Here is a 17,389-nt window from a genome sequence, read left to right on the forward strand (position 1 = left end):
AATACTTCGTCCCGCCCGGCAGCAAAAATCGGAAGCGGATACTGTAGGCGCGCGGGTTCATCCACCACTGAAATACCGGGGGCTAAGGTCAAAATTTCCCGCACTTCCTCTGGGCTCAGTTTTTGTACGGTCTCGATGTTAACAGATTCTGAGTGACCATAAGCAACGGGTACGCGCACAGTGGTTGCTGTAACTTCTATCTCAGGATCTAACACCTTCTTCGTCTCCCGGACCATCTTCCACTCTTCTAAGCTGTAGCCAGTATGGTCGAATACATCGATATGGGGGAGAACATTAAACGCTATTTGGTAAGGATAGACTGAGGGTTGAACTCCTTTACCAGACAGAAGTTCCTGACTCTGTTGATACAGTTCCTCGATAGCCTCGAGCCCGGTACCGGAAACCGCCTGATAAGTGGAAACCACAACACGTTTTACCTTAGCTCGATCATGTAAGGGCTTTAACACTACTAGTAATTGAATGGTAGAACAGTTGGGGTTGGCTATTAGACCTCGGTGATTGCCAGCAGCCTGCGGGTTTACTTCCGGAACTACCAGGGGTACATTGGGATCCATACGGAAAGCGTTACTGTTGTCTACCACTACAGCTCCGAGCTTAGTTGCTTCCGGGGCCAGGCGACGACTGACATCGGTGCCGGCTGAAAACAGCGCCAGGTCTACGCCGTCAAAGGCTTCCGGTAGAGTCTCTTTTATGGTTAGCGTTTGATTCTTGAACGTGATCTTCTTCCCGGCTGAACGAGAAGATGCCAACGGTACCAGGGTTCTTACCGGAAAGTTGCGCTCCTCCAACAATCTTAGCATGGTCTGGCCCACAGCTCCGGTGGCACCCACAACAGCTACAGTGTATTTCTTCACCAGAACTACCTCCACCTGTCTCGATTATAGATCCAATAGATTCTCCAACCCATACACAACCCCGTCCACTTCCTGTACTCTGTTGACGGCTAGGAGCACGCCCGGCACGAATGATTCCCGGCTGATAGAGTCGTGTTTCAGGGTCAGACTTTGTCCTAAACCGCCGAAAACAATGGCGTGGTGGGCCACAAACCCCGGCAAGCGAAGGCTGTGTATCTTAATCCCCGCCAAGTCCCCGCCGCGAACATGCTCAAGTTTTTCAATCTTGGTGGGCATGGCGTGGCGTTCTCCGGCTGCTTTGGCTATTGCTTCGGCATACTTGATAGCTGTGCCTGAAGGGGCATCCAACTTCTGATCATGATGCGTTTCAATAATTTCCACGTTGGGGAAAAAGTGTGCCGCCACTTCAGCAAACTTTAGTAGTAAAATGGCACCCAGAGCAAAATTCGGGGAGATAATTGCATTAACCCCGTGTTTTCGATACAAAGTGGTAATACCGGGAATGTCCGACTCAGTTATTCCTGTTGTTCCAATAACGGCGTCAGCACCGGCTTCAGCAATTGTCCTCAGATTGTCCATGATGGTTGCCGGTCGAGTAAAGTCCACCACAACCTCTGCTCGGGTGCTAGCAATGGTACCAGCCAGATCTGGCGAAAGTTTTATTCCGACCGGTTGCTGGCCCACAAGCACACCGATGTCTTCATCCAGACCATGTTGACTGCCTACGGCCCCTACAAGCTTAAGCGTGGGTTCGGCCAAAATTCCTTTAACTATCTCGCGACCTACTTTTCCATTGGCACCAGAGACCAACACTCGAATCCCCATGCTATTTCACCTCCGTTTGCCGCTAGATTACGTATATTCTCCTATAAATCTCTATAGGTGTCAATATCGGTCTCAGCACCAGCGTCAAGAATTATGACCTCTTTGCCTATTTTCTTGATTGCTTCCCACGGAATCACTGACACATATTTTTCGGCAAACAATTGTAGCAGTTTGTTCCGATTGCTTATTTCCAGACCGACAATTTGCCCGGTGTCAGCGTTGAATACCAAATCCGCATCACCGAAATAGCCGATACGGCGACCGTCTTGCAGGCTGATCAATTCCTTGTCCTCTAACTGTCTCAAACGCATGGCGTTCACCCCGCTTTTGCTACTTTCCTTACGATGGGCGACGCAAAACAGAGCCCAGATAGGGTTGAAAAACGGCGATGAGTAGTGACAGAGCGGCCAGCGGCTCCAATTGCAGTCCACAGATCACTATGTGTTCCGGAACAGTTATTTGTAGAAAATTTCGGATTAATAACAAAGCCAGGTACACCCCGCCGGCGGTAGCCAACAAATCCACTGTTGCCTGCGAAAAAGGTGATTCTCGAGGCTCAATCGGCAGTTCACGACTTTTCTTTCGTGCTCGTTGTTTCTCCTCGACTCGGCGGCTAAGTGAAAGATAGAATAAGGCCATGAATCCAACTGTCAGTACGATCTTGAACATAGTAACACCCCCCCACCTCTGTTAGTAATCTTATGCCTCGGTTGGGGGGTAGATGCTATTGACGACCAGTATGACCAAAGCCGCCGCCACCTCTACAAGTAGGCGGCAGCTTCTCCACTTCTTCCCAGAATCCCTGAACAGCAACGCTAACGACACATTGTGCAATCCGGTCGCCACGGTAAAGGGTGACCGGTTCGGCCCCAAGGTTTATTAGTAGCACCTTGATTTCGCCGCGGTAGTCGCTGTCTACAGTACCTGGACTATTGAGTACAGTAAGACCGTGTCTTAAGGCCAAGCCACTTCGAGGTCTGAGCTGGGCCTCAAAGCCTGTCGGCAAAGCAATAGCAATACCAGTGGGAATAAGCATCCGTTGTCCTGGCATCAACGTAACCGAGTGTTCGACGGCCGCATGCAGATCCAGCCCGGCTGCTCCAGAAGTTTGATAAGTAGGTAGGGGCAAATCGTAAGCGTGGGAAAAGCGGAACACTTTTATCTTTATGCCATGCAGGTCCATTACCATCTGATGTCCCCCGTTTCTACCGGACCCAGCAATACAGCAGCTCGACTGCTCTGCTCGAACAGTTGGGAGCACAGGTTCAGTATGTTCTCCGTAGTCACGGCATTAATTTTGCTCTGAACTTCTTCCAAAGGAACCCAGCGTCCCAGACTCAGCTCCTGCTTGCCTAGACGGATCATCCGGTTGGTTGTGCTTTCTAAACCAAGGAAGAGGTTTCCCAGTATTTGCTGCTTAGCCCGTTGAAGTTCTTGGTCCAAAACTGGCTCAGTCATGATCGTCTCCAGTTCTTGCCGAATCAAATCAAGCCCTGCTTGAGCATTGTCTTTCCTAAGACCCACATAGACTGTGAACAGGCCACTGTCCTGGTAAGCCGTGTGATAGGAGTATACAGAGTAAGCCAATCCTCGCTCTTCCCTTATGTGCTGAAAGAGTCGTGAAGAAAGCCCGCCGCCTAAAATACTGTTGGTCACATCAATAGCATAAACAGTGTCATCCCCAATAGGTGCACCTGGAGCACCAAGACAGATGTGTACTTGCTCAAGACTTCGCGTGAACACAGTCGACCCGGCTTGGAATCGAGGTAACTGCAGGGACGGTTGGTCTACTTCTGCGGCCGAAGTTGCATTGAAGTAGTGTTCACATGTGGCTACTACCTGGGCATGCTCAATGTTCCCGGTCACCGAGATCACCAAGTTGTCAGGCGTGTAGTGGTGTCGAAAGAAAGAATGGATTTTCTCAGGAGCCAAGTTAGCTATGCTTTCGCGCGTTCCAAGCACCGGGCAGCCTAATGGATGCTGAGGCCAGACGGCTTGAGCCAGCAAATCGTGTACCAGTTCGTCAGGGGAATCCTCATACATACTAATCTCTTCTTGAACCACCCTTTTCTCCCGAGCGATGTCTTCTACAGTCAGTCTTGGCTTTAGAAACATGTCGGCGAGAACATCCACAGCCATGGAAAAGTGTTCGGTCAAGACCCGGGCATAATAGCAGGTATGCTCTTTAGAGGTAAAAGCATTAAGTTGCCCCCCTACCGAGTCCAACAACTCGGCAATTTCCCGTGATGTATACTTGCCGGTCCCTTTAAACAGAAGGTGTTCTAATAAGTGCGAGATGCCGGCTTCGGCCGGACTTTCTGACTTAGAACCGACGTTGACCCAAAACCCTATGGCTACCGAAGAAAAGACGGGAATTTCTTCGGTGACTATGCAAACACCAGATGGTAACACGGTCTTTTGGTACAAATTGCTTCCCTCCTCCTCGTGCCTGTAGCTATTATAGCATAGGTAGCTGGGGGCAAGTAAAAAAGCATAAACCCCAGGGGTCTATGCTTACAACGTCTCCGTTATCTCCGCGGACTTCTGCCTTTTTCCGGACTATGCTGAGCTTCTGCTTTCAACACTTCTTTTCGCGATAGGTTGATGCGTCCTTGCCGGTCTATTTCAGTTACCTTAACCATGATTTCGTCCCCGATACTGACTACATCTTCCACCTTGGCTACACGGGTACGAGCCAATTGCGAAATGTGAACCAGCCCTTCTTTACCAGGTAGAATCTCCACAAAAGCACCAAAGTTCAGGATGCGCGTTACCTTGCCTAGATAAATGGCTCCTACTTCTACTTCCTGGGTAAGAAGCTTGATCTTATCTTGAGCTTTGTAGGCTGCCCCTTCATCTAAAGCAGTAATAAACACGCGTCCATCGTCTTCAATGTCAATTTGAACCCCAGTTTCCTCAATAATTTTGCGAATGGTCTTGCCCCCCGGACCGATAACGTCACGTATTTTGTCCGGGTCAATTTCCATCGTAAGCATGCGGGGTGCATAGGGCGAAATCTCTGCTCTGGGAGCAGGTATTGCTTTCAGCATTTCAGCCAAGATGAACAAGCGTCCATGCTTTGCCTGGTCCAACGCCTGCCGCAAGATATCCACGGTGATGCCTGGTACTTTTATGTCCATTTGCAGGGCGGTAATACCCTTCGATGTTCCAGCCACCTTAAAGTCCATATCTCCGTTAGCGTCTTCCATTCCTTGAATATCAGTCAGAACGGCAATGCGGTCTTCGTCTTTGATCAGCCCCATAGCCACCCCGGCTACAGGTGCCTTGAGGGGAACGCCTCCGTCCATAAGAGCTAGAGTGCTACCACAAACACTGGCCATGGATGTAGAGCCGTTGGATTCTAGCACCTCAGACACCAAACGAATGGTATACGGAAACTCGCTTTCGTGAGGAATCATGGGTTCAAGAGCCCGCTCAGCCAACGCACCATGGCCTATTTCTCTTCTCCCAGGTCCGCGAATGGGGCGGGTCTCCCCTGCACTGGAAGGCGGAAAATTGTAGTGGTGCATAAAGCGTTTTGATTCCTCGACTTCTAGCCCATCGAGTATCTGTTCGTCGCTTACGGCCCCTAATGTAAGGCAGGTCAGAACTTGGGTTTGACCACGGGTGAACAAACCGGAACCATGGACTCTCGGGAGCAGTCCTACCTCTACCGTAATAGGCCGAACTTCATCCAAAGACCGCCCATCAGAGCGAACCCCATCTTCCAGAATCATGTGCCTAACTTCGTCTTTGATAGCCATATTAATTACTTCTGACACATCTTTGCTTTGCTCAGGATATACCTCGGCAAATTCTTCCCCGGCAGCTTGTTGGATTTCTCTCAGTTTGGCATCCCGTGCCTGTTTTTCGGGCAGGGTCAAGGCAGCTTTAATCCGATCTACTACCCAGGTACGTACTTTCTCTGCTAAAGGAATATCCACTTGGTACAAAGGTATATCTCGCTTTGGCTTACCTACTTGGCGCACAATTTCCTGTTGGAAAGCTACCAGTTCATTAATGGCTTTTTGGCCAAAGGCCAGAGCGCTCAGTATCGTCTCTTCGTCCACTTGGTTTGCTCCAGCCTCTACCATCATAATAGCATCTTGTTTGCCAGCGACGGTAAGATGTAATCGGCTGGCTTCTTCTTGTTCCACCGTAGGATTAAGGATTGGTTTACCATCTACATGTCCCACAATTACGCTGGCAATAGGGCCGTCAAAAGGAATATCGGAAATAGACAGCGCTAACGAAGCTCCAAACATGGCTGCTATTTCCGGTGAATTATCTTGATCCACCGACAGTACCAGTGCAATCACCTGAACATCATTACGGAAACCTTTAGGGAACAGAGGCCGTATGGGTCGGTCTATCAAACGGGCCGATAACACCGCTTTTTCGCTGGGCCGCCCTTCTCGCTTAATAAAACCGCCCGGAATCTTACCGGCAGCATAAAGGCGCTCTTCATAATCTACCGTCAACGGAAAGAAGTCAATACCTTCTCGCGGTTCGTCAGAGCAGCAGGCGGTAACTAGAACCACCGTATCGCCATACCGCACTAAAGCAGCGCCATTGGCCTGCTTGGCTACATGATTTATTTCCACACTCAACGGTCTACCGGCCAACATGGTTCGAAATGTTTCTGGCAAATTCCCAAACCTCCCTAATCTTATTACGTAATCTCTTCTTTATCGTAGGTAGTATTTCCTTTTCTTCGGCCATGAAGACACCCAAATTAGTAACAAAGAGCGGGTCTCCCCGCTCTTAGTATCTAAGACCCAATTTGTCAACCAAGTTACGGTACCGTTCAATATCCTTAGCTTTTAGATACTCTAACATTCCCCGCCGTTGGCCAACCATCTTAAGCAGTCCACGCCTGGAATGGTGGTCTTTCTTGTGTTCTTTCAGGTGCTCAGTCAAGTAGTTTATGCGCTCGGTAAGGATAGCGATTTGGACTTCCGGTGATCCAGTGTCGAGTTCATGAAGCTGGAAGTCACTGATGATTTCGTGTTTCTTGGGGCCAGTAAGAGCCATTGGTAATACCTCCTATTTTCTTATCCCCACAGTCCCAGAAAACCGTTGGAGGCACGGTTATCCGCGGCTGAGGTTCATACTCGGTCACTTGCCGATAATGGTGATAACTAAGCGACCCAACTTAGTATCTTTTGCAACCAGATCGAACGATCGACCCGACCAGGAAACAAAGCCGCGAAAGCGGGTCGCCGACGGAATGCGACCAGGAATGCTGTAGGCGGCGCTACTTATGTCCTGAGGGGTGATACCTTCTTGCCTTACTTCCTGGAGACGCTTTTGGGCATGCTCGGTGATTATTATCTTCAGCGGCATCATGATTCCGACAATCGAGGTTTACCGATTACAATTCGTTCGTTTTGGATTAACAAAGTGTACAAAGCATCTTGAAAAGCTGCTACCCCGGCATTGTCGGCTTCTGCCCGTTGGTAAATTGTCTCCAGCTCATGCCGTAGGCTCTGAAATTCAGGGCTAACACATATTTCGGCAATCTGAGCCAAAATGACCCGCAGATCTTCTTCTGGCAAACGGTAGCTATCCCCGAGCATTTCCATCGCCCCTTCTGGTTGCCTCCGGGAAAATTCTATCATAAAGCCCCCCGATTGTAAACCGAAGCCAGGCAATTACGATCTACTTTTCGGTCTGTGTATGTAAAGATACGAATAGCTTGTTGTTTGTCAACCTCCATTTGATCCTTGAGTGCATCAGCTGAAACAAATTTTCGTTCCGGGCGCAAGAATGAAATTAACTCGATACAGAGATATTGTCCATACAGATCTTCGCCGAACTCAAAGAAATTAACCTCGAGACGGGCGGTATGATAACCATAAGTCGGTACCAAGCCAATATTTGCTACTCCATATAGGTGTTTATCTTGATATTGACTGCGGACGGCATAAACACCGAAACGAGGTAAGAGCAACTCTTCATTTAAGGTGATGTTAGCCGTGGGAAAGCCGAGAGAGTGCCCTCGTCCAGCTCCGCGGACAACCTGACCTGAAATAGTTGGCCATCGTCCGAGAATAGTTGCCGCCTTTGCCACTTCCCCTTGGCTAATTAATTGTCTTATTCGACTGCTGGAAACGACTTCGCCGTCACAAGTAACCGGTGGAACTATGGTTACTCCAAAGCCAAGCTCTCGACCCCAAGCTGTTAACTTCTCCGGCGTACCACGTCGTTTGTGACCAAAAGAGTAGTTGTACCCGACGGTAACATGCTTAGTCTTGAGTACATCAGTCAAGACGAGGCGGGCGAAGGTAAAAGCATCTGTATCAGCGAAGGTCAAGGTAAAAGGGAGCACCAACAGAAAATCCACACCCAGTTGTGCAATTAACTCAGTTTTCTTGCTTAAGGACGTGATTAGCTTAGGGGCTAGATCAGGGTTAATCACAGCTAGCGGATGAGGTTCAAAAGACAGGACCGCGCTGGGTAGTGCCTGTCGCTGTGCTTCCTGAACGGTAGTCATGATTATGCTCTGATGACCAACGTGAACGCCGTCAAAGAAGCCCAGTGCTACGCTACCCACAGAAGTCTTTGAGTGCCAATTGTCAAATCCGGTCATAATTCTCATTGCCCTCAACGCTCCTTAGTTAAACACAACCTTTGGTTGTAAGCGATACTTAGTCGGACCGCCAGCGCAAAGTTGGCCTACTCCCAAGAAGATGCCGTCCCGATCGCAGACTCGAACGGACATAACTTTGCTCTGTAAAGTCATGCTTTGTTCCAGCATGACTGGATTACCGTGCTTAAATAGGTTAACATCTTCTTGACCGAGAGCAACGGCAGATAGGTTAGACAAGGCTTCTTGGGGCGGACAGAGCCAACGGGAAGGCAAAGCTTGTCTAAGATAAGTCTCAAATTCGTCCGGGGTCAGGCTGGTTGAGATGGTGAATGGTCCGCTTTGTGTCCGCAAAAGAAACGAGAGATAAGAGCTGCAATTCAAAGCTGTACCAATATCAGCGGCCAGAGTACGTACATAGGTGCCGGCGGAGCAGGTACATTTGATTAAAGAACGAGGGTAAGTGCGCTCAGGGTTAAACGAAAGCAGCTTAAGTTTGTGTATTAATACCGGCCGCGCCGGTCGGTCCACCTCAACTCCTTTTCGGGCCAGATCATATAGGCGGTGGCCGCGCCATTTAACAGCGGACACCATTGGCGGTACTTGCGAAATCGCCCCTGTAAACTCCAGCAACACTGTTTCCAAGTCCTGGCGAACGAACTGGGCCGGTTCGTTGGCTGTGATATTGCCACCGGCGTCCAGCGTATCAGTAGCCAGACCAAAGGTGATTTCACCCAGGTAAGTTTTGGTTGTATCTAAATACTGGATCAGCCGGGTAGCTCTACCGATGGCAATAACCAGAACACCGGCGGCTAAAGGATCCAACGTGCCGGTATGACCTGCCCGCTTGATCCCTAACAGCCGACGCACATAAGCAACCATATCGTGTGAGGTGGGACCTGGGGGCTTGAGTAAACTGACAAACCCGTCAAGCATGATTTCGGGCCTCCTGCAGCTCTTTTTCAACCGCAGCTAAAACCTGTGTTTCAACTTGAGTTAGAGAACCGGAGAGAATGCAGCCCGCTGCCCGGGAGTGGCCTCCTCCCCCTAAGCGTTTCGCCAATAGCCCTACATCAACCAGGTGACGTGAACGAAACCCAACACGTACTTGTCTATCGTCATTCTCCCTCAGCAAAACTGCCACTTCGGCACTGGCCACCATACGGGGATAGTTTATGAGTCCACCGATGTCCTCGTCCGTATAACAGCCAAAGCGATCGTAAGGCAGACTAACCCAGGCAATAAGGCCGCTAGAGCTTACCTGCAACCGCTCCAGTGCTTGCTGGAGAAGCCGTAATTGAGACAAGGATTTTCTATCATACACTTTATCAGCTATTTCCCAGGGCTTCACGCCAATTCTAAGCAGTGTTTCGGCCACTTTATGAACGTCAGCCGTGGTATTCTGGTAGCGAAAGCCGCCGGTGTCGGTATGAATGCCGGTATACAAGCAAGTTGCAATGTCAAGGTCGACGGGAATGGACAATTCCCAAAGCAGAGAAAACACCATTTCGGCTGTTGCCGCAGCCCTGGGTTCCACCCAATTAATAGTACCGAACTCTGTATTGGTGGGGTGATGATCAATATTGATTATTTGTTTGGCTGTAGCCACCTCACTAGCCAGGGGTCCCAGACGTTCCAAATCACCACAATCCAGCACAATTGCCACCGCTCGGTTACTGAAAGCAGTAATGGTAGTAGATACATCTTCAGCCCCTGGCAAGAAATTGTACATGGATGGAATGCCATCTGGGCTGACTAATTGTACTTGCCAGCCCTTATTTCTTAAGGCCAGTCCCAAGCCCAAAAGAGAGCCCAAGGCGTCGCCGTCAGGATCAAAATGACAACACAGAACCAGCTCAGGACTTTGTCGTAGGACGGTTCTTATTTCCTGGAACTGAGGTATGACCATGGTTTTGGGCTCCTTCTCGAAGACGATCAATAAATCCTGTTAGCTCGATGCCGCGGGCAATAGATTCGTCAAGGCAAAAGGTGAGTTCAGGTGTATGGCGCATTCGTATGCGCCGGCTAAGTTCAGACCGAATGAATCCAGTGGCTCTGGTGAGCCCCTCAAGAGTGGACTTCTTTTCTGGTTCACTACCTAAGACGCTCACATACACAGTGGCTAGGCGCAAATCTCCAGTAATTGTAACCCGAGTGACTGAAGTGAAGCCGATACGGGGATCCTTAAGCTCACGTTGTATCAACTGACTGATTTCCTGCTTAAAAGCCTCTTCCAACTTGGCTACACGTAGTTTTCCCACCAGTTACACCTCCGCGTCCAGTAACTACCATCAATTACATAGATCAAAGGGTAGCGGGGATCTCCTCGATCTTGAAAGCTTCAACGATATCGCCTTCTTTGATATCTTGGTAATTGGCCAGTCCAATGCCACATTCGTACCCGGAAGCCACTTCCCGCACATCATCCTTAAACCGGCGCAATGAGCCAATGGCTCCTTCGTGGATTACTATTCCGTCCCTTACCAGACGCGCTTGGGCATCTCGACTGATTTTCCCCTCTCTCACGTAACAACCGGCAATGGTTCCAGCTTTAGGAACATGAAAAGTGGCCCGGACCTCAGCCTTACCCAAGGGTACCTCTTGTATTTTAGGTGCTAACATGCCTTCCATAGCTGCTCTTACATCTTCGATAGCGTCGTAAATAACTCGGTAGAGCCTAATATCTATGCTTTCGGTTTCTGCCGCCTGCGTGGCTTTTCCTTCTGGGCGCACGTTGAAACCGATCACAACAGCCTTGGAGGCAGCGGCCAACATAATGTCTGTTTCGGTAATAGCCCCTACTCCGCTATGGATAACATTGACCTTAACTTCGGCCGTAGAGAGTTTCTCCAGCGCTTGCTGGAGGGCTTCTACTGACCCTTGAACGTCGGCCTTAATGATCAAGTTAAGTTCCTTAATTTCTCCTTCCCGTACCCGTAGATACAGTTCGTCCAAAGAGAGACCGCCTCTGGTCTGAAGCTCTGTTTCCCGTAGCCGGTGTTTTTCTTTTTCAGCCAGCGCTCGAGCAATTTTTTCGTCGGCTACGACGCGCATAATGTCACCGGCTTGAGGAACCTCACTGAAGCCTTGGACTTCCACCGGTATCGAAGGGCCAGCTTCAATGACTCGGCTGCCTTTGTCGTTGATCATGGCCCGAACCTTCCCAGAGGCTGTGCCAGCCACAATGGCATTACCAATTCTAAGCGTGCCTCTTTGCACTAACACACTAGCCACTGGACCGCGGCCACGATCCAACTCAGCTTCTATGATAGTACCTACAGCTTGACGCTTCGGGTTAGCCTTGAACTCGCGCATATCGGCTAACAACAGAATCATTTCGAGCAAATCCTCAATACCTTGTTTGTATTTAGCTGAAGCCGGAAGGCAGATGGTATCTCCGCCCCACTCTTCTGGTACCAGTCCATATTCAGTGAGCTGTTGTTTGACCACATCGGGGCGGGCCCCGGGTTTGTCAATTTTATTGATTGCCACAATTATTGGCACTTCGGCTGCTTTGGCGTGGTTGATGGCCTCAACAGTCTGGGGCATGACCCCATCATCAGCAGCAACAACAAGTATGGCAAGGTCGGTAACTTGTGCCCCTCGGGCACGCAAAGCAGTGAAGGCTTCGTGTCCCGGTGTGTCAAGAAAGACAATTTTACGTCCACCGAAAGAGACTACAGATGCTCCGATATGCTGTGTAATGCCCCCTGCCTCTTCAGTGGTGACTTTAGTATGGCGGATTGCATCCAAAAGGGATGTCTTCCCATGATCCACGTGACCCATCACTGTAACCACAGGGGGACGATCTCGCAGTTGATCCGGGCGATCCTGAACGTCTTCAAGGGTAGGAAGCTGCTCTTCGATAGGAGTTACCTTAAAGCCCAGCTTTTCAGCCACTTGGGCGGCAGCGGAGTAATCAATGGCCTGATTAAGTCCGGCCATTATTCCCCGATCGAACAGCAGTTTAACAATTTGTCCTCCCGGTCGCCGAAGCAATGTTGCCAGTTCTTGAACAGTAAGCGAATCCGGCAGTTGTACCGCTTGATCTAAAGAAGCAGCTACATCAGTTTTCATTTCTGTAGCAACCTGTCTGCTATCGCGGCTGGCACGCCGCGTGTCTTCAAAGCGACTGCTCTTTTTCCCGCGCCGTTTGGTGCTGCTTTTGCGCCCCTTGTCTTTGATCTTCCCACCAGTTTTTCTAACCGGTTCCTCTGCCTCTGTCTCCAGGTGTGGTTCGGGGTCAGGTACCGGCTCGCTTTCACCAAGGCTTGCCAAAACCCGTTTTACAGTAGCGTTGTCCAACGTGCTCATGTGGTTCTTTACTTTAATCCCCATTTCAGTCAAGAGTTCAATAAGCTCTTTGCTTGTGATTTTGAGTTGTTTGGCCAATTCGTATATACGCAGTTTGCCCATTTGGTCACCCCCGTAGTTTTTGATTCCCCATGTCCTCCCATTTACGCCACACGGCTTGCGCTAATGACGGATCGATAATAGCTGCCACGGCCACTTGCTGCTTCCCTAACTGGCTACCCAACTGGGTTTTAGTTGCCCACTCTATCAGGGGAATACTGTGAGCTTCGGCGTGAGCGGCAAAAATTCGTCTTTTACGATTACTGCCGTCTACTGCCAACAGCAACAAACGCACCTGCGACAGCTGTAGTGCTTTCAGTACAGCCTGCTCACCGATAACAAGTTTGCCGGCCTTGCGGGCCAACCCAATTAAGCCTAACATAGAAACTAAATCTCCACCAGTCGATCTTCTAATTCTCGGATTATTTCCGCAGAAAGATCCATCGCCAATGCTTTCTGTAATCGCTTCCCCTTGAGGGCTGCATCCAGACAACGGCGACGAGGGCAAATATAGGCTCCCCGACCTGATTTCTTGCCGGTCCGATCCACCTCTAGTTTGCCGTCTGGAGTGCGAACTACCCGTAGAAGTTCTTTTTTCGGTTGCATCTCCCGGCAACCAACACACATGCGCATTGGTACCCGACGCGGCTTCATTCTTTTTCATGCACCTCCACCCCGTCAACTGCGGATTCGGACTCGACCTGCTCACCGCCGTCTTCTTCCTCAATAGCGCTCTTAATGTCGATTTTCCAGCCGGTCAACTTTGCTGCCAAACGGGCATTTTGCCCTTCCTTGCCTATAGCCAAAGAAAGCTGGTTTTCCGGCACAATTACCCGCGCTACCCGGTCATCTTCGGTTAGATAAACATGAATTACCTTGGCTGGGCTAAGGCTGCTAGCAATGAATTCTTCCGGAACACTGCTCCACTTAATAATATCAATTTTTTCGCCTTTGAGCTCGTTTACCACAGACTGAACCCTAAATCCTCGCGGCCCGACACAGGCTCCTACAGGATCCACGTTGGGATCACGTGCCCATACAGCCATTTTTGAGCGCAATCCGGCTTCGCGGGCAATAGCCTTTATTTCCACTGTACCGTCATGAATTTCGGGTACTTCCAGTTCGAACAGACGTTTAAGAAATCCGGGGTGAGTGCGGGATAACAGGATCTGAGGACCCTTGGTAGTGCGATTGACTTCAAGCACGTAAGCCTTTATCCTTTCCCCTGCCCGGTAGGTATCATTTGGCATCTGTTCTCCGGCAGGTAAGACGGCTTCTGCCCGGCCAAGGTCTACCATAAAATTTCTTTGCTCAAATCGCTGTATCAGGCCAGTGACAATATCGCCTTCGCGGTCGGCAAACTCTTCAAAGATAATACTTCGTTCCGCTTCTCTGATGCGCTGGACAACCACCTGCTTCGCATTTTGAGCAGCAATGCGGCCGAAGTCACGCGGAGTCACTTCAAATTCGATTAGGTCTTCTATTTCATAACGAGGATCGAGCAACTTGGCTTCTTCTAGTGGTACCTCCAGGCGCGAGTCTTCCACTTCCGGCACCACTATCTTACGGGCAAAAACTTTGACTTCCCCTGTTCCACGATTGATTTCCACTCGGACGTTCTGGGCGGAAGAGAAGTTTTTCTTGTAAGCCGATACCAGTGCGGCTTCCAAGGCTTCGAGAATAATCTCCTTTTTGATGCCGCGCTCCTTTTCCAGCTCGTTTAAGGCTTCGAGAAATTCACGGTTCACTTTATTCCCTCCCAGTTAACTTCAGCTGCCAACCGTGCTTGGGCAATATCCTTGCGGGGGATCGAAATAGAACCTTCTTTACCTAGATCCAGTTGTATCTGCTCATCTCTTAGGCCCAGCAGGATTCCGGTTAGACGACGACGCCCCTCAATTGGAGCAAATGTGTTGATCCTTACCCTCTGACCTTTGAACCGCTCAAAATCAGCGTCGTGCTTAAGTGGGCGGTCTATACCTGGTGACGACACTTCGAGGAAATAGGATTGGGATATGGGGTCATGCTCATCCAACAACATACTTAACCTTGTACTTAGACGTTCGCAATCATCAGTGCTAACACCACCTGGTTTATCAATAAACACTCGCAGAAAAAAACGACCAGCTTCTTTAGTAAAGGTCACGTCCACCAGTTCCAGGCCCTCTTCGGCAACTATAGGTTCGATCAGTCCGTTTACACTCTGAGTTACCGTGCTCACCGGCACTCCTCCCTTACTTGTTGTACTTGCCATGTACACATATGTTGGTTACTGCCTGGGAACCAATACCTGTTTTGCGTTTAAACATGACTGGGTAATTCTTAGTATTAACAGTAAAGAGTGGGCTAAAACCCACTCTTCCCGACTCCTGCACCTTAGTAGTGTGCCTGCCTCAGCTATGGCATCCGTTTGCAGTATAACATGCTTTGGCGTCACTGGCAAGGGCAACCTCTGGTAGGCCCGAAGGCTGTTTTATCGCTGTCCGTCCGGCCGATACAGTTGCCAATACTGCTGTGGAACTTCCCCGACAATCACTGTTTGGGCCAGCGGCACCGAGGTAGAAACACAGGTAGTGGTTCGAACCAAGGGGATCACAACTTGGACATCAGCCTGGATTTCTAAGAAGAGCTGGTGCAGCGTTTGGTTGATGCCGGCGTCTTTGAAGTCACTGCCGAGTTTTACGCTTACCGTACCCAAGGGCACTATGGAGACTTTAATGCGTGGTCCCACATTAGCTAGTAATGCACTGCCGAACACTTGTCCCACAGGGATACTAACCTCTTGGCTTTCCAGTGCTTCTAGCCGTTCCTGGATGAAGCCAGTGGTCTTAGCTGCCAAACGAGATATCTCCACGGTGTTAGGCTGCATTAGGACTACTCTGCCGCGAGTATCTTTGTGGATAGCAATCAAATCCTGGTATCTCACTGTATCCACAATCTCTTGATTTACAGCCGAGTTGATGGCCTGAACTGCCAGTATCTTTGCCTTGGCTTCCGCCAGAGCCATTAACGTCGGTCTAATGTTGCGTTCAACAACTAAGAAAGTTCCTATGAACAACACCAGTATTACCAGAGCTAGGGCAAACACAGGCTCTCGGTTGCGCCGGCCCCATCCCATTATCTTCACCCCCTCCTACAGTCTATGAAAGGGGTAAGGAATGGTGTCTAAGCTATTAGTCTAGGCCAATCGTGCAAACCGTCTTTTTCCGACGCGTACCAACATGCCTTTGCGCACCTTAATAATAGCTTCAGTATCTTCTTGTTTAATGTGGTCAATGCTTACAGCACCTTGATCGATCAGCCGCCGGGCTTCACTGCTGGAAGAGCAGAGTTCCAGATCTGTAAGCATCCGGACAATCCACACACACCCTTTTTCATCCAACAGCTCCGGTGATAGCAAGAGCTCAGGTATATCGTCCGGAATATCACCCTGTTGAAACACCGCTTTAAACGATTCTTCCGCCGATTCAGCTGCTGCTTCACCATGGTACAGGGCAACTATTTCTCGAGCGAGGCGCATTTTGGCATCGCGCGGATGGAGACTCCCGGCTTCAAGGGCCAACTTGATGCTCCTGATTTCTGCCAAAGGTACGTCGGTGACTAGTTCATAGTACTTGAGCATTAGCTCATCGGGAATAGACATGGTCTTACCGTACATTTCCATCGGGGACTCATCGATACCGATGTAGTTACCGAGGCTCTTACTCATCTTCTGACTACCGTCGATACCTTCCAGGATAGGTAACATCAGACAAATCTGAGGTTCTTGACCAAAGTCGCGCTGTAGTTGTCTACCCATTAGAAGGTTGAACTTTTGGTCGGTTCCACCGAGCTCTACATCTGCTTTTAAGGCTACTGAGTCGTAACCTTGCATTAAAGGATAAAGAAACTCATGGAGCCCTATGGGTCGGTTTTCCGCAAACCGAGTGGCAAATTCATCGCGCTCCAGGATCCGGGCTACAGTTGTTTTAGCAGCCAGCTGTATTACCTCAGCAAAAGTAAGCGCACCTAACCAACGACTGTTATACTCGATCACGGTTTTTTTGGGATCTAGTATTTTGAATACTTGATCGGTATAAGTTTTGGCGTTGATGGCTATCTGCTCTTCGGTAAGTTGTTTCCTGGTTTCGGAACGGCCGCTGGGGTCACCTATTCGGCCGGTAAAGTCTCCCACCAGAAAAATTATTTGATGGCCTATTTTTTGCAATTGGTACAGCTTGCGCAAGGGCACCGTGTGGCCGAGATGGATTTCAGGGGCGGAAGGATCCACACCAAGCTTAATACGTAGGGCGCGATCTTCTAGATCGGCTCGTCGTATCTTCTCGCGTAGTTCTTCCGGTGAAATTATTTCGGCCGTTCCTCGCAAAAAAACATCCATTTGTTCATTCAATGTCATTGTTCTAAACCCCTTTCAAGTTGGTGCTAAAATTAATAAAGCCCTCTCATCATGGGACGAGAAGACTTCCTTCACGCGGTACCACCCTTGTTGCTGCCGATAGCAGCCACTCAACAATTCCCGATAACGGCGGGTACCGGCACAACCTACTAATTTCAGTCTGCGGTTCCGAGGTGTAATTTCACTTCCTGGTACGACCGGCTTGCACCTGCCGCCGGCTCTCTGAACAGACTCCAGGAAGCTGCTTGTCCTCGTCTTCACCTTTGTATTGTTACCCGCATTATAACACGGTTATGGCCACTTGGCAACAGACCGCAGACCCCAGCATCGCCCTTCTCAACTGCCTGCCGG

Annotated in this window: 21 protein-coding genes and 1 other annotated feature; all 21 genes read right to left on the reverse strand. The window is 49.7% G+C overall.

The window, feature by feature from the left end:
* Window positions 1-875, reverse strand: an 875-nt coding sequence (locus tag GX016_05450; GenBank protein ID HHT71007.1) for an aspartate-semialdehyde dehydrogenase, incomplete at its 3' end; no start/stop codon positions are given.
* Between the two features lie 24 nt (window positions 876-899).
* The gene (locus GX016_05455) at window positions 900-1,700 is read right to left on the reverse strand and encodes a 4-hydroxy-tetrahydrodipicolinate reductase (protein ID HHT71008.1); all 801 of its coding nucleotides are present in this window, start codon (window positions 1,698-1,700) and stop codon (window positions 900-902) included.
* Window positions 1,701-1,741: 41 nt separating this feature from the next.
* Window positions 1,742-2,011, reverse strand: coding sequence for a YlmC/YmxH family sporulation protein (locus GX016_05460; protein ID HHT71009.1), 270 nt, complete (start codon window positions 2,009-2,011; stop codon window positions 1,742-1,744).
* Between the two features lie 28 nt (window positions 2,012-2,039).
* Entirely contained in the window at window positions 2,040-2,369 is a 330-nt protein-coding gene (locus tag GX016_05465; protein HHT71010.1) for a hypothetical protein, read from the reverse strand.
* Window positions 2,370-2,424: 55 nt separating this feature from the next.
* Window positions 2,425-2,889 (reverse strand): dUTP diphosphatase, encoded by a 465-nt coding sequence (gene dut, locus GX016_05470; GenBank protein ID HHT71011.1) that lies wholly within the window; start codon window positions 2,887-2,889, stop codon window positions 2,425-2,427.
* Window positions 2,883-4,127: an insulinase family protein gene (locus GX016_05475; GenBank protein ID HHT71012.1), complete on the reverse strand. Its 1,245-nt coding sequence runs from the start codon at window positions 4,125-4,127 to the stop codon at window positions 2,883-2,885. Before GX016_05475 ends, dut begins: the two co-directional genes overlap by 7 nt.
* A gap of 101 nt (window positions 4,128-4,228) precedes the next feature.
* Window positions 4,229-6,328 (reverse strand): polyribonucleotide nucleotidyltransferase, encoded by a 2,100-nt coding sequence (locus GX016_05480; protein ID HHT71013.1) that lies wholly within the window; start codon window positions 6,326-6,328, stop codon window positions 4,229-4,231.
* A gap of 136 nt (window positions 6,329-6,464) precedes the next feature.
* The gene (gene rpsO / locus GX016_05485; protein HHT71014.1) at window positions 6,465-6,734 is read right to left on the reverse strand and encodes a 30S ribosomal protein S15; all 270 of its coding nucleotides are present in this window, start codon (window positions 6,732-6,734) and stop codon (window positions 6,465-6,467) included.
* 84 nt (window positions 6,735-6,818) lie between these two features.
* A complete protein-coding gene (locus tag GX016_05490; protein ID HHT71015.1) occupies window positions 6,819-7,040 on the reverse strand; it encodes a hypothetical protein in 222 nt (73 codons plus the stop codon).
* A 5-nt stretch (window positions 7,041-7,045) separates the two neighbouring features.
* Entirely contained in the window at window positions 7,046-7,279 is a 234-nt protein-coding gene (locus GX016_05495) for a hypothetical protein (GenBank protein HHT71016.1), read from the reverse strand.
* 38 nt (window positions 7,280-7,317) lie between these two features.
* On the reverse strand, window positions 7,318-8,301 hold the full coding sequence (locus GX016_05500; GenBank protein HHT71017.1) for a bifunctional riboflavin kinase/FAD synthetase: 984 nt from the start codon (window positions 8,299-8,301) through the stop codon (window positions 7,318-7,320).
* Between the two features lie 15 nt (window positions 8,302-8,316).
* Window positions 8,317-9,225 carry a tRNA pseudouridine(55) synthase TruB gene (truB, locus tag GX016_05505; protein ID HHT71018.1) on the reverse strand — a complete coding sequence of 303 codons (909 nt, stop codon included), beginning with the start codon at window positions 9,223-9,225 and terminating at the stop codon, window positions 8,317-8,319.
* Complete coding sequence (locus tag GX016_05510) at window positions 9,218-10,198, reverse strand: bifunctional oligoribonuclease/PAP phosphatase NrnA (GenBank protein HHT71019.1); 981 nt, start codon at window positions 10,196-10,198, stop codon at window positions 9,218-9,220. Before GX016_05510 ends, truB begins: the two co-directional genes overlap by 8 nt.
* Window positions 10,146-10,550 carry a 30S ribosome-binding factor RbfA gene (rbfA, locus tag GX016_05515; protein ID HHT71020.1) on the reverse strand — a complete coding sequence of 135 codons (405 nt, stop codon included), beginning with the start codon at window positions 10,548-10,550 and terminating at the stop codon, window positions 10,146-10,148. The genes GX016_05510 and rbfA overlap by 53 nt, the downstream gene beginning before the upstream one ends.
* Window positions 10,551-10,593: 43 nt before the next feature.
* The gene (gene infB / locus GX016_05520; GenBank protein HHT71021.1) at window positions 10,594-12,705 is read right to left on the reverse strand and encodes a translation initiation factor IF-2; all 2,112 of its coding nucleotides are present in this window, start codon (window positions 12,703-12,705) and stop codon (window positions 10,594-10,596) included.
* 4 nt (window positions 12,706-12,709) lie between these two features.
* Entirely contained in the window at window positions 12,710-13,024 is a 315-nt protein-coding gene (locus GX016_05525) for a 50S ribosomal protein L7ae (protein ID HHT71022.1), read from the reverse strand.
* A gap of 5 nt (window positions 13,025-13,029) precedes the next feature.
* On the reverse strand, window positions 13,030-13,296 hold the full coding sequence (locus GX016_05530; protein ID HHT71023.1) for a YlxR family protein: 267 nt from the start codon (window positions 13,294-13,296) through the stop codon (window positions 13,030-13,032).
* Window positions 13,293-14,390 carry a transcription termination/antitermination protein NusA gene (gene nusA, locus GX016_05535; protein ID HHT71024.1) on the reverse strand — a complete coding sequence of 366 codons (1,098 nt, stop codon included), beginning with the start codon at window positions 14,388-14,390 and terminating at the stop codon, window positions 13,293-13,295. Before nusA ends, GX016_05530 begins: the two co-directional genes overlap by 4 nt.
* Window positions 14,387-14,869, reverse strand: a complete 483-nt coding sequence (locus GX016_05540; protein ID HHT71025.1) for a ribosome maturation factor RimP — start codon at window positions 14,867-14,869, stop codon at window positions 14,387-14,389. The genes nusA and GX016_05540 overlap by 4 nt, the downstream gene beginning before the upstream one ends.
* Window positions 14,870-15,115: 246 nt before the next feature.
* Entirely contained in the window at window positions 15,116-15,760 is a 645-nt protein-coding gene (gene yunB, locus GX016_05545; protein ID HHT71026.1) for a sporulation protein YunB, read from the reverse strand.
* Window positions 15,761-15,820: 60 nt separating this feature from the next.
* The gene (locus GX016_05550; GenBank protein ID HHT71027.1) at window positions 15,821-17,038 is read right to left on the reverse strand and encodes a tyrosine--tRNA ligase; all 1,218 of its coding nucleotides are present in this window, start codon (window positions 17,036-17,038) and stop codon (window positions 15,821-15,823) included.
* A 49-nt stretch (window positions 17,039-17,087) separates the two neighbouring features.
* Window positions 17,088-17,305: a binding site (T-box leader), on the reverse strand.
* Window positions 17,306-17,389 lie beyond the last annotated feature (84 nt).

It is taken from the genome of Bacillota bacterium, assembly GCA_012837285.1.
Classification (GTDB): Bacteria; Bacillota; DTU030; order DUMP01; family DUMP01; genus DUNI01.

What these genes read in the sequence shown, in the direction of transcription:
- yunB (HHT71026.1), bottom strand. Translation starts at nt 15,760, where the DNA reads ATGGGATGGGGCCGGCGCAACCGAGAGCCTGTGTTTGCCCTAGCTCTG.
- infB (HHT71021.1), bottom strand. Translation starts at nt 12,705, where the DNA reads ATGGGCAAACTGCGTATATACGAATTGGCCAAACAACTCAAAATCACA.
- rpsO (HHT71014.1), bottom strand. Translation starts at nt 6,734, where the DNA reads ATGGCTCTTACTGGCCCCAAGAAACACGAAATCATCAGTGACTTCCAG.
- GX016_05465 (HHT71010.1), bottom strand. Translation starts at nt 2,369, where the DNA reads ATGTTCAAGATCGTACTGACAGTTGGATTCATGGCCTTATTCTATCTT.
- GX016_05550 (HHT71027.1), bottom strand. Translation starts at nt 17,038, where the DNA reads ATGACATTGAATGAACAAATGGATGTTTTTTTGCGAGGAACGGCCGAA.
- dut (HHT71011.1), bottom strand. Translation starts at nt 2,889, where the DNA reads ATGGTAATGGACCTGCATGGCATAAAGATAAAAGTGTTCCGCTTTTCC.
- GX016_05460 (HHT71009.1), bottom strand. Translation starts at nt 2,011, where the DNA reads ATGCGTTTGAGACAGTTAGAGGACAAGGAATTGATCAGCCTGCAAGAC.
- truB (HHT71018.1), bottom strand. Translation starts at nt 9,225, where the DNA reads ATGCTTGACGGGTTTGTCAGTTTACTCAAGCCCCCAGGTCCCACCTCA.
- GX016_05495 (HHT71016.1), bottom strand. Translation starts at nt 7,279, where the DNA reads ATGCTCGGGGATAGCTACCGTTTGCCAGAAGAAGATCTGCGGGTCATT.
- GX016_05525 (HHT71022.1), bottom strand. Translation starts at nt 13,024, where the DNA reads ATGTTAGGCTTAATTGGGTTGGCCCGCAAGGCCGGCAAACTTGTTATC.
- GX016_05480 (HHT71013.1), bottom strand. Translation starts at nt 6,328, where the DNA reads ATGTTGGCCGGTAGACCGTTGAGTGTGGAAATAAATCATGTAGCCAAG.
- GX016_05530 (HHT71023.1), bottom strand. Translation starts at nt 13,296, where the DNA reads ATGAAGCCGCGTCGGGTACCAATGCGCATGTGTGTTGGTTGCCGGGAG.
- GX016_05500 (HHT71017.1), bottom strand. Translation starts at nt 8,301, where the DNA reads ATGAGAATTATGACCGGATTTGACAATTGGCACTCAAAGACTTCTGTG.
- GX016_05455 (HHT71008.1), bottom strand. Translation starts at nt 1,700, where the DNA reads ATGGGGATTCGAGTGTTGGTCTCTGGTGCCAATGGAAAAGTAGGTCGC.
- GX016_05510 (HHT71019.1), bottom strand. Translation starts at nt 10,198, where the DNA reads ATGGTCATACCTCAGTTCCAGGAAATAAGAACCGTCCTACGACAAAGT.